Genomic DNA, 15,633 nt, shown 5'->3' with positions numbered 1-15,633 from the left:
AACGAAGATATGAAGTACGGACATTTTGATGACGAAAGAAGGGAATACGTTATCACCAATCCACAAACACCGTGGCCTTGGATTAACTATTTAGGAAACGAAGATTTTTTCGGGCTGGTTTCAAACACAGCCGGTGGTTATGCTTTTTATAAAGATGCCAAGTTTCGCCGTTTAACGCGCTATCGCTACAACAACGTGCCAATGGACAATGGCGGGCGTTATTTCTACATTAAAGATGAGGATACCATTTGGTCGCCGGGATGGAAACCATGCAAAACGGAGTTGGATAAATACGAGTGTCGCCATGGTATGAGCTACACCCAAATAACAGGTGCTAAAAATGGTATCGAGGCGGAAACCTTATTCTTTATCCCGCTAAAGACATGGGCAGAAGTTCAGAAAGTGAAGTTGACGAATACCACTTCTGAAGTGAAAAAGATTAAGCTATTCTCTTTTATGGAATGGTGTCTTTGGAATGCAGAGGATGATCAAAACAATCTTCAGCGTAACTTATCAACAGGCGAGGTGGAGATTAAAGGTTCGACCATTTACCATAAAACAGAGTATAAGGAGCGTCGTAATCATTACGCATTTTACCATGTTAACACCGAGATAGACGGTTACGATACTGATCGTGAGTCGTTTGTTGGTTTATATAACGAGTTTTCAGCGCCTCAGGCTGTACTAAACGGACAGCCAGCTAATTCGGAGGCGCACGGATGGTCGCCCATTGCGTCACACTATATTGAAGTGGAATTGCAGCCGGGCGAATCGAAAGATTATATTTTCCTGCTGGGTTACATCGAAAATCCAGAGGACGAAAAATGGGAATCGAAGAATGTTATTAACAAACAGCCGGCTCAGGCCGTTATTGATCGTTTTGATACAGTTGAAAAAGTAGAGGCGGCACTGGCCGATTTGCGAAAGTACTGGGATGGTTTGCTGGATAAATTTGTGCTGGATAGTGATGATGACAAACTAAACCGTATGGTTAATGTTTGGAATCAGTACCAGTGCATGGTCACCTTTAACATGTCGCGTTCGGCTTCCTTCTTTGAAGTGGGAATTGGCCGTGGTATGGGCTTCCGTGACTCGAACCAGGATTTAATTGGTTTTGTACATCAGATTCCGGAGCGTGCCCGCGAGCGAATTATTGATATCGCTTCCACACAGTTTCCAGATGGTGGCTGTTATCACCAGTATCAACCATTGACCAAGCGCGGTAACGATGCCATCGGTGGTGGTTTTAACGATGACCCGATGTGGTTGATTTTAGGTGTGGTGAGCTACATCAAAGAATCAGGTGATTTCACTATTTTGGATGAGATGGTACCATTTGACAATGACATGAGCATTGCCAAGACATTGTATGACCACCTGACTATTTCATTTGACCATGTGGTGAATAATTTGGGCCCTAATGGTTTGCCGTTGATTGGTCGTGCCGACTGGAATGATTGCCTGAACCTGAACTGCTTCTCAACCAACCCTAATGAGTCGTTCCAGACAACCGAGAATAATACCGAAGGTTCTAAAGCTGAATCGGTGATGATTGCCGGTTTGTTTGTGGTGTATGGTAAAGAGTATGTGAAACTGAGCCAGCGCATTGGCAACCATGCCGAAGCCGAACGGGCTCAAGCGGAAGTAGATAAAATGATTGCTGCCGTTAAAGCCAAAGGTTGGGACGGCGAATGGTTCCTGCGTGCCTATGATTTTTATGGCAATAAAGTGGGTAGTGACGAAAACGAAGAAGGCAAAATATTTATAGAATCGCAGGGCTGGTGTACCATGGCTGGCATCGGTAAAGAAGAAGGCATGTGCGAAAAGGCCCTTGATTCGGTGAAAGAGCGATTGGATAGCGATTATGGTATTGTTCTGAATAATCCGGCCTTTACCAAGTATGTGATTGAATACGGAGAGATATCAACCTACCCGGCAGGTTATAAGGAAAATGCGGGTATTTTCTGTCATAACAATCCCTGGATTATGATTGGCGAAACAGAGTTGGGTCGTGGTGAAAAAGCGTGGGAATATTACAAGAAAATCTGTCCTGCTTACCTTGAGGATATCAGTGAGTTGCACAAAACAGAACCATATGTTTATGCGCAGATGGTTGCCGGTAAAGATGCTTACAAGCCAGGTGAAGCAAAAAATTCGTGGTTAACGGGTACGGCCGCGTGGAATTACTATGCGATCACTCAATATATTTTGGGTATTCAACCTGATTATGATGGCTTGAAGGTAGAGCCTTGTGTGCCTGCCGACTGGAAAGGCTTTACGGTAAAACGCTTGTTCCGTGGCGTTGAATACAATATCACGGTTAACAATCCAAAAGGCGTTAGTAAAGGAGTGGCCAGCATCGAAGTGAATGGAGAAAAAATTGAAGGTAATGTGATTCCATTATTAGAAAATGGCTCACACACAGTTGTTGTTACAATGGGTTAATGATATTGCCAGATGCCTTTAGGAATAAGGTGTCTGGCAATTATTTAACAGTAGTACTTGAAAATGTCAAATAAAGTTCAATAACTTTAATGTGTTAAAGCATTAGGTGATGACATCCGAAAAAATACTGGTTAAAAAATTAAGCAAAGGTGAAATTAAAGCGTTTGATCAGCTCTTTGAACTATATAGCTCAAAGCTGTATGCTTTTGCTATGAAGTATTTAAAATCTGATGTTGATGCAGAAGGTCTTGTTCAAGAGGTGTTTATAAAAGTTTGGAAAAAGCGTGAGGAGCTGGATTCTAATAAATCATTCAAATCTTATCTTTTCACAATTGCCTTTAATCAAATTAAAAAGCAGTTCGAAAAGCGTCAGTTAATTTATGGAATGGTTGATGCACTGGCACCGGAGTTAGCTGATAATTCAACTGAAAGAGGTATTTTTTATCGTTCGGTATTGCACCAGGTGATTGATTTACTAAATGAATTGCCAGAGAAAAAACGTAAGATTTTTGAAATGAGTCGTTTTGAAGGGTTACCATCCAAAGAGATTGCTCAGCGTATAGGTTTAGCTCCCAAAACCATTGATAATCAGATTTCGGAAGTTATTCATTATTTAAAAGACCGGGTTGATATAAGTGAAATAGCGGTCTTGTTATTGATATTTTTAGTTGTGTAAGTTGTAGGAATCCAGATAGATATGAATAATAAATTAAAAAATCTCCTTTTTCGAAGGGAGATTTTTCTTTTTATAGGATATAACTAATAAAGGCTTTTAAGAGAAACTGCAACGCATTTTTGTGAAAAGGAAGTAAGGAGCGAATTGAGCGCTGTAATTGATAGATTATGACAAAAGTTGATAAAAACAAATTAAAACGCTATGTATCTGGCAACTATTCAGCACAGGATGAGCGTTATATAATTGAGCGGTTTAATGATAAGGGAAGTGTTTCAGAACTTAAAAAGCACTTGAAAGAAGATTGGAAAAAAGAGGAATCAGAAGCCTCTAAAAAAGACCTTAGCCATGTTTTAGAGGCTATCCACACTAAAATTGAACCAAAACCCCAAAGTAAATTAATTAGATTCTATAAAGTATATGCGCGCATTGCAGCAATATTGCTTTTACCTTTAGTCATTTTGTTTGTTGTAAAGAACATTAGTAATAATTCCACATCGAAAGAGTTATCAACTACATCAATACACGCAATGAATGGTTCGAAGGTAGAATTTACCTTGCCCGATGGAACCAGTGGCTGGCTCAAGGGAGGCTCTCAATTAACTTATCTCACAGCATTTGAAAACCGGAATGTGCAACTTAGGGGAGAAGCATTTTTTGATGTGACTCATGATGAGCAACGGCCGTTCCAAGTGTTTGGTAGTGAATCGAGAATAGTTGTTCTTGGTACCCGCTTTAATGCTAACATGTGGCCCGAAAATAATACCACTGAGGTTGTGCTTGAAAGTGGCAAAGTAAAATTTGTATCAAAGAACAACGAGGCAACTATATTACAACCTGGTGAACGACTTGTTTACCAGAAACAGCTGGCCAAGACCTATGTTCAAGAAGTAAAAACAGATGAGCACACGGGCTGGGTTGATGGTGTCTTAACGATGCGAGGAGATAATCTGAGACAAGTTGCGATTAAGCTGAGTGACTGGTATCATGTTGAGGTTTTGGTTGATGGCGCTTATCCTGAAGATTATAAGTTCAGAGCAACTTTTAAAGATGAAAGCATTGAGGAGGTGCTTCGACTAATGAAGTTAACAGCGCCAATTACCTATAAAATACAAAAGCAAACCAAGCTTAGCGATGGTACATATAGCAAAAAGAAAATTACACTTAAAATGAATAATCAATGATAACTAGATAAAAAAGGAGAGTATGAAGCACCACCTTCGTTTACTCTCCTCAAATAATTTGTTTCACTAAACATTTCAAATTTATGAAAAAAAATCCATTTGAGGTATGGGATAACTATGCCTTGCAAAAAATTTACAGACGTATGAGAATGCTAATGATTCTTTTACTGGTTGGTGTTTCGCAAATGTGGGCTACAAGTAGCTATTCGCAGGAGGCAACCCTTTCGATGAAACGAAGTAATTCATCAATCGAACAAATAATTGATGATATTGAAAAGCAAACTGGTTATACCTTCCTTTATAATCAGCAGGTCATTGAAAACATTGACGCCGTTTCACTTGATGTTAAAGATGAAAATCTGCAGGAAGCACTTGATATGCTTTTTGCTTCATCAGAAATCAACTACCGTATTATTGATAAACAAATTGTTTTAACCAAAACACCGGAAGCTATTGCTGCAGTTCAGCAGCAGCATACTATAACAGGTGTAGTTACGGATGTTAATGGAGATCCAATCCCGGGTGTTACTGTGGTTGAGCAAGCTAATCCCGGTAATGGTACAATTACATCAGTTGATGGTACTTATACGATTACTTTGTCATCACCCGACGCCGTTGTGAGTTTCTCATTTGTTGGTTTTGAGCCGCAGACTATTCAAGTGGCAGGAAAAGCCAAAATCGATATTACCATGGTTGAAGAGGCCATTGATATGGATGAGGTAGTTGTAGTAGGTTATGGCGTTCAGCGTAAAAGTGTTGTTACAGCTGCCATTTCATCTGTTAAAGCCGAGGAATTGGAGAAAGTTTCTAATGGTCGCGTAGAGCATGCTATACAGGGACGCACAGCAGGTGTGGCTGTTTTACCAACTTCTGGAGCACCGGGTGCTGGTGTAAAAATCCGTATTCGTGGTACAGGTTCTAACGGAAACAGTAATCCGCTTTATATTGTGGATGGTATGAAAACCGGAAGTATTGATGACTTGGATCCGAATGATATTGCTTCGATGGAAATATTGAAAGATGCAGCATCAGCGGCAATCTATGGTACTGAAGGAGCTAACGGCGTGGTTTTAATAACAACAAAAAGCGGTCAGAAGGGTAAAACCCGTATCGAATACAACTTCCAATATGGTATTCAAACTCTCGCCACCAATGCCGAAATGATGAATGCTGCGCAGTACAAGCAGTTTATGGAAGAAGCAGGTGAAACGATTACTCCTCCGGCAGGTGAAAATTATGATACCGATTGGCTGGATGAAATTTCAGAAGCAGCACCAATGCAGCGCCATAGTTTGAGCTTTTCGGGTGGTAACGAAAAATCTACTTATCTGTTATCTGGTTCATACCTGAAGCAGGATGGTGCTATCGGTGGAGAAGAGGCCCGTTTTGAACGTTATACATTCCGCATCAATACCAAAAATGAAATGGCTGATTGGTTTGAAGTTGGGAATAATTTAAACTTCTCGCATTCGAAGCGTAATATTCTTCCTGAGGATGATGAGTACCGTTCGATCGTTAACAGTGCCTTGTTGTTGGATCCTTATACTCCAGTTATTGAATCGGATATGAGCCGCATCGATGCTATTTTAGCCGATGGAAATACTGCACTTCAAAATGCTAATGGGGATTACTATGGGCTAAATCGTTTTGTAACTGGTGAAACGGCTAACCCGGTAGCTTTTATGGAGAATACTCATAACGAGCAGATTGTTGATAAGTTATTAGCTTCATTCTATGGCACCTTAAAGCCAATGGCAGGATTAAGTGTGACATCCCGAATTGGTTTGGAATTAACTTATGTTTCACGGAAAGAATGGTCGCCCAAGTACTATTTCTCATCGGAGCGATCTAATAGTTTAAATGTTGCACAAGATTGGGTTGACAAGTATTATAAGGCACTATGGGAAAACTTTGCTTCGTATAATAAGAAAATAAATAATCACGACTTTACTTTATTAGGTGGTATGTCGTATGAAGAATATACCCACCCAAATTATTACATGAAGTCGGAAATGCCTAAGGAAGGTGCTCAGTATGCATACCATGATTATTATGCCGATCGGGATAATAATATGGTAGGAGGTAACCTTGAGGAAAATACGAAAGTTTCCTACTTTGGCCGATTAAGTTATAACTACGCGGGTAAATACATGTTAGAGGGTTCGCTTCGTCGTGATGGTGCCAGTGTATTACCAGAAGATAACCGATGGGCTTCGTTTGCTGCTGTTTCGGCAGGTTGGTTAATCTCACAGGAAGATTTCTGGAATGTGGAAGCCATTGATTATTTAAAGTTACGTGGTAGCTGGGGGCAGAATGGTAGTATTTTTAATGTGGTTCCTTTTGCCGACAGAGCCTTTTGGACATCGCAAAACATCAATTATCCGAATGAAGAGGAAGTTCTTACGGGTGGTTCAAGAAGTCCGCGACCAACGAATCCGAACCTTGGATGGGAAACATCAGAGCAAACTAACTTTGGTTTGGATCTAAGAGCTTTTAATAGCAAACTTAATTTCTCGGTTGATTATTACGAGAAGATTACCGATGGATTGATCAAGCCTAATAAAATGGCTCCTTCTGCTGGTTTTGGCGAAGATGTGTCAGCTAATCTTGGTACGGTTAAAAACTCGGGCCTCGAATTCGAACTGGGCTGGCGGAATACGACATCTTTTGGTTTGAAATATGGTGTTAACTTCAATATCAGTACGCTGAAGAATGAAGTAACAGAAGTGAAGGATGATACACCACAGCCAGGAGCGAATGTGCGTGGGTATAACATGACTTGGTTCGAAGAAGGATATCCAATTTATTACTTCAAAGGATATAAGACGGATGGTATTGATCCGGCTACAGGCGAACCTGTTGTTGTTGATGTCAATGATGATGGCGAGATTACAGCATCGGACCAGACAAATATTGGCGATCCACATCCTGATTTATTGTATGGCGCAACCTTCAATATGGAGTATAAAAACTTTGATTTTAACCTGTTTATGCAAGGTATGTCTGGTAATGATGTCTTTATGGCCTGGTTCCGTACCGACCGAAAGTTAAGTAATAAACCTTCTTTCTTCTTCACCGACCGCTGGACTGACCCTGGTGATAATGCCAGTATGCCAGCTCCAGACAATACGAGCGATTACATTTACCGAAGTGATTTGGTGGTTCAGGATGCATCTTATATGCGTATCAAACAGATTCAGTTAGGTTATACCTTACCAAAATCATTAACTGAAAAGATTAAGCTTCAGCGTGTAAGAGCTTTTGTGTCGTTAGATGATTACTTCACATTTACTAAGTACGAGGGAATGGATCCTGAAGCTGGTTCAAGTGAAGATAACCGTCAGGGTATTGACAAAGGGCTATACCCAACTACTAAAAAGGTTATGTTTGGTTTAAACGTTAATTTCTAATCCAAAATCGAAGAACAATGAAAAAATTAAAATATAGCTTATGTACTTTATTGCTGATTCTTGCTTTTGGAGCATGTTCAGATAGTGTACTAGACAAAACTCCAATCGGGCAGTTTAATAGTTCTGATTACCTAACCACTGAGGATGAAGCCGAAGCAGCTATTATTGGGGTGTATGATTATTTACAAATAGGATATAATAACTATGGCGATTGGTCAAGTATCTTCTTTGTAAAAGGCCTACAAGGCGATGATTTAAATGCCGGAGGTGGTTCGTCAGCTGATCAGCCTAAGTTGCAACAATTGAATACTTTTACTTATGAATATGATAATCCGGCGATTAAGGATGTTTGGCATTCATTCTACAAAATTGTGAATGCTTCCAATGCGATTTTAAATACCATTTCTCCTGAGCTTGGCAACGCCGAGCAGGTTTCTGCGGAAGCAAAGTTTTTTCGGGCTTATGCTTATTTCGAGTTGGTAACCATGTGGGGCGACGTTCCTTTCTATCTCGAAAATACAACTGAGATTAGTGTCAACAATCCGAGAGCAGATAAGGCTACTATCTATACACAAATTCATAAGGATTTGACTGAAGCTATTGCAGTATTACCGGTTAAAGATGATTTGGATGCAGGATTGAAATTCCGTATTTCAAAAGGAGCCGCTCAGGCGTTGAAAGGAAAAGTTTTCTTGTATCAGAAAGATTATGCCAATGCCCATCAGATGTTGCAGAATGTTCTTGATGATGATAGCTATTCATTAACAGAAGATTACAGTACTATTTGGTTAAGAGAAGAACGGGCTGGTTCTGAATCTATCTTCGAGATACTCTACTCAAGCCAAAATGCACATGACTGGGGCGGACCTTGGGATGGAACGGCAGAATCAAATTTTATAGTGCAGTTGTGTGGCCCTCGTGGCGATAATTCATTCAATAACATGGATGCTATTGGTTATACCAATGGATGGGGATTTAATGTGCCTACTGGAAAGTTTGGCGACTTATTAAGAGCTGAAGCAGGAACTGTGCGCTACAATACGTCCACTATTTCTGAAGCCGATTTTGTAGCTGCAGGTGGTGAAGTTAACCGTGCAGGTAATAATAATTGGGATGCCTATGAAGGATACATCCGATTGAAGTACTCGACTATTCCATCAGAGACATCTGATGATGGAGTAACGGAAGTCAACTGGAATACCCCATTTAAATTAATCCGCTTGGCCGATGTGATGCTAATGGCTGCTGAAGCCTACAACCGTGATGGCTTGGATGCTTCAGCTATCCCATTAATCAGAGGTGTGCGTGAAAGAGCTGGTTTTACAGATCATACAGCCTGGGAAGGGTTGACTGGTGATGCTTTGTTTGATGTGATTAAAAAAGAGCGTTCACTGGAGTTAGCTTTCGAAGGTCATCGTTTCTGGGACTTGGTTCGTTGGGGTGATGCTGCAACAGAGTTAGCTTCACGAGGATTTACTACAGGTAAAAATGAAGTGTTCCCAATTCCTCAGGAAGAAATTGACCTGAATGCAGGAATTTCAATTGAAGATCAGAATCCCGGATATAATTAAGAAATGACTTAGTGTCTTAATTACAGTTATTGTATATTTGAAGGCTGCCACATGGCAGCCTTCAATTCTTTGTAGATAGTTTATAAATACACAAACAGATAGAAATGAAACATTTTAGTTTATTAATGTTATTCGTGGCCTTGCTTTTGGTTTCATGCTCACAAAGTCAAAAGTCAATGAGCGAAGAAGACCGCTTTGTTGAGGAATTGCTGGCAAAAATGACCTTAGCTGAGAAAGTTGGTCAGTTGAACCAATACACCAGTCGTTGGGAGATGACAGGACCGGCGCCCAAAGGTAATGCCGGTGCGCAGGATTTGTTAGACCAGTTAAAGGAAGGTAAAGTGGGTTCGATGCTGAATGTGAATGGTGCAGAAGCCACGCGCAAAGCTCAGCAAACTGTGGTGGAAAACTCACGCCTGGGCATTCCGCTTATTTTTGGATACGATGTGATTCATGGTTATAAAACCATGTTTCCTATTCCATTGGGCGAAGCAGCATCGTGGAATCCTGAATTAGCCCGATTATCTTCGGAGATTGCAGCCAAAGAAGCAGCCATATCGGGTATTAACTGGACCTTTGCGCCAATGGTTGATGTGGGGCGTGATGCCCGCTGGGGTCGAGTAATGGAAGGTGCCGGTGAAGATCCTTATTTAGGCAGTGCTTTTGCTAAGGCTCGAGTGCACGGTTTTCAGGGCGATGACCTGAGTGATGAATTCAGTATTGCCGCTTGTGCCAAGCACTTTGCTGGTTATGCCTTTTCTGAATCTGGCCGCGACTATAACTCCGTTGAAATAGGCAGCGAAACCTTGCATAATATTGTGCTTCCTCCTTTTAAAGCAGCTGTTGAAGGCGATGTGGCTACTTTTATGAATGGATTCAATACCATTAATGGAGAGCCTGTAACGGCCAGTAGCTATCTGCAGCGCGACTTGTTAAAAGGGAAGTGGGGTTTCGATGGCTTTGTGGTTTCTGACTGGAACAGTATTGGCGAAATTGAAACGCATGGTGCGTCTGCTAACTTGAAAGAATCAGCTGAAAGAGCGATTAAAGGTGGCTCTGACATGGATATGGAAGCACGAGCTTACATCACCCATCTGGAAGAATTGGTGACAGAAGGAAAAGTAGATGAAGCATTGATTGATGAAGGCGTTCGACGAGTGCTACGCATTAAATATCGTTTAGGTTTGTTCGACGATCCGTACAAATATTGCAATGTGGAGAATGAGAAAAATATGATGTACACCGATGAGCATCGGGCTGCAGCACGAAAGGTAGCTCGTGAGTCGATGGTGTTGCTGAAAAATAATAAACAATTACTGCCAATAAGCGAAAAGGTAAAGAGCATTGCCGTTATTGGTCCTTTGGCAAATGATAAAGACTCTCCGCTTGGCAACTGGCGCGCAAAGGCCGATAGTCATTCGGCGGTTTCTTTGCTGGAAGGTGTTAAAGCGGCGGTTGGTCAATCGGTAAAAGTCAATTATGCCGAAGGTTGTAAGTTATCGATCGGACCACGAAATTTTACCGATCGAATGATTTTTAACGAAACGGATCGATCTGGATTTAAAGCAGCTATCAGCGCTGCTCGTCAATCTGAAGTGGTGCTCTTGGCTCTTGGCGAAGATTGCTACCAGAGTGGTGAAGGGCGCAGTATGTCTGATATTACTTTGAAAGGCCTTCAGCAAGAGTTGTTTGATGAAATTTATAAGGTGAATAAAAATATTGTGGTGGTATTAATGACTGGTCGTCCGGTAGCTATACCTGAGATTGCAGAAAAAGCAGGTGCTATATTAGAGACGTGGCATGCAGGAACCGAAGGAGGTCATGCTATGGCTGATGTGCTGTTTGGTAAATACAATCCATCAGGTAAATTACCGGTTACTTTTCCACGTAATGTCGGTCAATGTCCTATTTTTTATAACTATAAAAACACAGGTCGCCCAATTGGTCAGACAGATGCCTGGGTGTTGTATTCGTGTTACAACGATACACCTAATTCACCACAGTTTCCATTTGGTTATGGTTTGAGTTACACTCAGTTTGAATATTCTGATATTACCCTGGATAAAAACACCATCACTAAAGTAGGAGAGTTGACAGTTAATGTTTCAGTGACCAACACAGGTTCTGTTGATGGCGAAGAAGTGGTGCAGTTATACATTCAGGATATTGCTGCTACTTATGCCAGGCCGGTAAAGGAACTGAAGGGTTTTGAGAAAGTAATGATTAAAGCCGGTGAGACCAAAACGTTGAGCTTTAAACTAACGGAGACTGAATTAGGTTACTACTTTCCGTGCGGAACATACACAGTTGAAGCAGGTCAGTTTAATGTGTTTGTTGGTGGCAATTCAGTAGATGTAAAACAAGCACAGTTTAGCATCGAATAACAATCTTCATTCAAATTTAAGGTTAAAATTTGAGAGAGCTTGTCTTAGTCATAAATGCAAGCTCTTCTTTTTTAGTACACTGAGCACTGTGCGTTGGACGCTAATATTTTTCTTTACCTTTGCTCAAAATCTCATGCTATGGAAATTAACTTCTTACAAATTGTATCGGCTTTTATTGTATTGTTTGCCGTTATCGACATACTGGGTTCTCTTCCCATTATTCTTGATTTGCAAAAGAAAAGCGGGCCGATAAAGGCGTTTCAGGCTACATCGGTGGCTTTTGTTATTATGATTATCTTTTTATTTGTAGGTGAGGCTTTGCTTGGCTTGTTTGGAGTCGATATTTCGTCCTTTGCCATTGCAGGTTCCTTTGTGCTGCTTATTATGGCCTTTGAAATGATATTAGGCATTGAAGTATTCAGGTACGATTCGCCATCTGGTGCTTCCATTGTGCCAATCGCCTTTCCATTGATTGCAGGAGCTGGTTCGTTTACTACTTTATTATCATTGCGTGCCGAGTATGATACTATCAACATTATCATTGCGCTCTTTTTAAATATTGTAGTGGTTTATTTTGTGCTTAAATCATCCAAATTGGTTGAGCGCATCGTGGGGCAAGGCGGTATTTATGTGATGAAGAAGTTTTTTGGGATCATTCTATTGGCCATGTCGGTGAAGCTATTTATGACCAATTTTGGCAATATTGTTATGGAGTTTATAAAGGGATTTCAGGGGTAATTACAGGTAAAATATGAAATAAAAGGCTCGCATTTTTATTTAAGATGCGAGCCTTTTATTGTATGTGTTTAAGTGATGAGTTATTCAAATTGTTTATCGCGTATCGCTTTAAACTCAGAACCTTCTTTCCATTGCGGATAAACATCGCTATTGGCAATGCGCCAGCCTACCCGAAACAGTAGTTTCGCATCTTCCTGAACGCCTGTTAGGTCCCACCAGTCTTCGTATTCATCACCAGGCTTGTGGTAGCAGTTATTAATCCAGTATTGTTCTCTTTCGCTCATGTGTGCTTTGCCTTTCTCGCGATGATCGTTGTTACCTCGAGCAAACAAGGCAGGCACGCCAACTCGTGCAAAGCTAAAATGATCGGAGCGATAGTACATGCCGGTATGAGCATTGGGATCTGGCAAAATATAGCGCCCCTGTTTTTGTGCTTCTTCGGCTAATAAATCGTCTAAATCGGATTTGCCATAACCAGTTACCATCACATCTTTGCATTGTCCAAAAGGCAGCATCAGGTCATTGTTGATATTGGCCACCGTTTTATTTATCGGATACACCGGATGGTTGGCATAATAGCCCGAACCGTTTAAGCCCGACTCTTCAGCAGTAGGTGCGAAGAAAATTACTGAACGGCGAGGAGCTTCATGCATAGCTTTAAAAGCACGAGCTATCTCCATCATCCAGGCTAACGATGTGCCATTGTCTACAGCACCATTGTATATTGAATCGCCATCAATGGTTTTGCCAATGCCCAGGTGGTCCCAGTGAGCTGAGTAAAATAAATATTCATCAGCCAGATCGGTACCTCTGATCATACCCATCACATTGTGTGAAACATCCTTTTTCCAGGTGTTGGTAATGGATGTACTGGCAGTTGTGTGCATTGCAAAACCCGTATTAGAGTTTTGCTTCGACTCTTTAATCAGCTGCTCTAAATCAATGTTGATACTTGCAAATAACTCTTTAGCTTTTGATTGGTGAATCCAGCCTTCCATTTGGCAACGTTCACTATAGTTAGTTTCCGACTCGGGATAAACCTTGGCAACAGCTGCTGAGTTCACGACCACCGACCAGGGGTAGCCAGCTCCTTTATCATCGTGAATGATAAATACCGCTTCGGCACCTTGACGAGCAGCTTCTTCATATTTGTAGGTCCATCGACCGTAGTAAGTCATAGCATTACCTGTAAAAAAGGCATCACGTCCCGAATCTAATCCAGGATCATTTACCAACACGACTACTGTTTTACCTTTTACATCCAGGTTAGCGTAATCGTTCCAGTTGTATTCAGGTGCTACAATGCCATACCCGGCAAATACCATCTCAGATGCTTTTAGCTCCAGTTTGGGTTTCATTTGACGAGAGAAAGCAACAAAGTCATTTGAATAGTTTAACGAAATGTTATTTGTAGCAGATGTGATGTTTAGTGGCTTGCTCACTTCTCCGTTAATCATTACCAAGGGAGCTCGTTGCAGATAACTATTGCCATTGGCAGGTTCTAAACCTATTTCTTTAAAGCATTTTTGCAGATAGTCAATGCTGAGTTGTTCTCCTTTTGAGAAAGGTTTTCTTCCCTGGTAGGCATCGCTACCCAGTTCAATAATGTATTCCTTCATCTGGTCGGTGGAAATGACCAACTCGGCCTTTTTTAGGGCTTGTTCATTGTTAGTACAAGCCGCCACTAGCAATAAAGATAGTGCTATACTGATCTGTTTAAGCATGATATGGGTTTTGTATTGAGTTTATAAAGATAGGGTTTATCAGGAAGTGGAGGATTGTTAATTTGATGATTTGTTAAACTGGTTGTTTGTCGAACTGTCGAATCGTAAACCCCAAACAGGAAACTCAAAACCAAAATAACCTGATTTAAATCAGAAGCCACCTTTTTGATGCCAAACTTGTAATACCTATTTTTATATCTGCTACAAAACGAATAAAATTCTTTAATAATGAAAATTAATATCTCCTCCACTTTCGATGCCGGAAATATTGAGGTTATCAAGGCCGATAATCCGGATAATATTCAATTGAAAATTAGAAAAGACACGAATTCTGACTTTCTGCAATGGTTCTATTTTAGAATGCAGGGTGCTAAAGAACAAAATTGCAAGTTGCACTTGACCAATGCTGGCGAGGCTGCTTATCCTGATGGATGGGAAAACTACCAGGCGCGAGCTTCTTACGACCGCGAAACATGGTTTCAGGTGCCCACAACGTATTCCGATGGAGTGTTGAGTATTGATTTTACACCGGAGTTTGATACGGTTTATTTTGCCTATTTTGCACCTTTCTCATATGAGCAACACCTCGATTTGATTAATAATGCGCAGCAGTCACCTCTTTGTCAGTTGGAGATAATTGGTGAAACAACTCAAGGTCGACCTATCGACTTTTTGAAAATAGGCGATGATGATGAGGGGAAGAAGAAATTATGGGTGATTGCCCGTCAGCATCCTGGCGAATCGATGGCTGAGTGGTTTATGTTAGGATTGATTGAACGATTGTTGGATGAAGATGATGCAACGGCAAAGACCTTGTTGGATAAAGCCAACTTTTACCTGGTGCCTAATATGAATGTTGATGGCAGTATTCTAGGTAATCTGCGTGTTAATGCCAAAGGAGCTAACCTTAACCGCGAGTGGGCCGAACCATCTGTTGAGTACAGTCCTGAAGTGTACTATGTGAAAGAAAAAATGCGTGCTACAGGAATGGACTTTGTGTTAGACGTCCACGGTGACGAAGCATTACCATATAACTTTATATCAGGTATTGAAGGCATCCCGTCGTTTGATGATAAACTGAAAAGCCTGACCGAAAGCTTTATCAATAACTGGATGGCTATTAATCCTGATATGCAAAAAGAATATGGTTACCCAAAGAACGAGCCGGGCAAAGCCAACCTGCAAATTGGTTCTAAAAACCTGGGTGAAGAGTTTCGCTGTTTATCGCAAACTCTGGAAATGCCATTTAAGCAAAACGATAATATACCTGATGATGTGTTTGGTTGGTCGTCGGAGCGCTCTATTAAATTAGGAGAATCACTGGTAACTACTCTATTGAGTATTGTTGATGATTTGTAGGCTTAATTAAATAAGTATCATAAAAGTCACTACTTGAAAATGATGCTTTCTGTAGTGACTTTTTAATTTGATACCATGTGGTGCTTTATTGACTGTAGTTCATAGTCGGCAACGATTAAGTTCATGACATGATGTAGCACTTATA

General features: G+C 40.9%; 9 protein-coding genes. 8 read left to right on the top strand and 1 reads right to left on the bottom strand.

Going from position 1 to position 15,633, the window contains the following annotated elements; genetic code table 11:
• The first annotated feature begins 9 nt into the window (after nt 1–9).
• From J1N10_RS00285 to J1N10_RS00255, 7 genes are all read left to right on the top strand, one after another.
• The gene (locus tag J1N10_RS00285; RefSeq protein WP_262324671.1) at nt 10–2,445 is read left to right on the top strand and encodes a GH36-type glycosyl hydrolase domain-containing protein; all 2,436 of its coding nucleotides are present in this window, start codon (nt 10–12) and stop codon (nt 2,443–2,445) included.
• A 109-nt stretch (nt 2,446–2,554) separates the two neighbouring features.
• Nucleotides 2,555–3,121: an RNA polymerase sigma factor gene (locus J1N10_RS00280; RefSeq protein WP_262324670.1), complete on the top strand. Its 567-nt coding sequence runs from the start codon at nt 2,555–2,557 to the stop codon at nt 3,119–3,121.
• Nucleotides 3,122–3,288: 167 nt separating this feature from the next.
• Nucleotides 3,289–4,302: a FecR family protein gene (locus J1N10_RS00275; RefSeq protein WP_262324669.1), complete on the top strand. Its 1,014-nt coding sequence runs from the start codon at nt 3,289–3,291 to the stop codon at nt 4,300–4,302.
• Nucleotides 4,303–4,385: 83 nt separating this feature from the next.
• Nucleotides 4,386–7,712 carry a TonB-dependent receptor gene (locus J1N10_RS00270; protein WP_262324668.1) on the top strand — a complete coding sequence of 1,109 codons (3,327 nt, stop codon included), beginning with the start codon at nt 4,386–4,388 and terminating at the stop codon, nt 7,710–7,712.
• 17 nt (nt 7,713–7,729) lie between these two features.
• Complete coding sequence (locus J1N10_RS00265; protein ID WP_262324667.1) at nt 7,730–9,283, top strand: RagB/SusD family nutrient uptake outer membrane protein; 1,554 nt, start codon at nt 7,730–7,732, stop codon at nt 9,281–9,283.
• Nucleotides 9,284–9,387: 104 nt separating this feature from the next.
• Nucleotides 9,388–11,667 carry a beta-glucosidase BglX gene (gene bglX, locus J1N10_RS00260; RefSeq protein ID WP_262324666.1) on the top strand — a complete coding sequence of 760 codons (2,280 nt, stop codon included), beginning with the start codon at nt 9,388–9,390 and terminating at the stop codon, nt 11,665–11,667.
• A gap of 138 nt (nt 11,668–11,805) precedes the next feature.
• Nucleotides 11,806–12,405 carry a MarC family protein gene (locus J1N10_RS00255; protein WP_262324665.1) on the top strand — a complete coding sequence of 200 codons (600 nt, stop codon included), beginning with the start codon at nt 11,806–11,808 and terminating at the stop codon, nt 12,403–12,405.
• Nucleotides 12,406–12,485: 80 nt separating this feature from the next.
• Here J1N10_RS00255 and J1N10_RS00250 read toward each other — a convergent pair whose 3' ends face one another.
• A complete protein-coding gene (locus J1N10_RS00250) occupies nt 12,486–14,129 on the bottom strand; it encodes a M28 family metallopeptidase (protein ID WP_262324664.1) in 1,644 nt (547 codons plus the stop codon).
• A 228-nt stretch (nt 14,130–14,357) separates the two neighbouring features.
• Between J1N10_RS00250 and J1N10_RS00245 the strand changes: the two genes are divergently transcribed.
• Entirely contained in the window at nt 14,358–15,488 is a 1,131-nt protein-coding gene (locus J1N10_RS00245; RefSeq protein ID WP_262324663.1) for a M14 family metallopeptidase, read from the top strand.
• Nucleotides 15,489–15,633: the final 145 nt, after the last annotated feature.

Origin of the sequence: Carboxylicivirga litoralis (assembly GCF_025499605.1) — a bacterium.
Lineage (GTDB): Bacteria > Bacteroidota > Bacteroidia > Bacteroidales > Marinilabiliaceae > Carboxylicivirga > Carboxylicivirga litoralis.
This window is presented reverse-complemented; position numbering and strand designations above follow the sequence as displayed.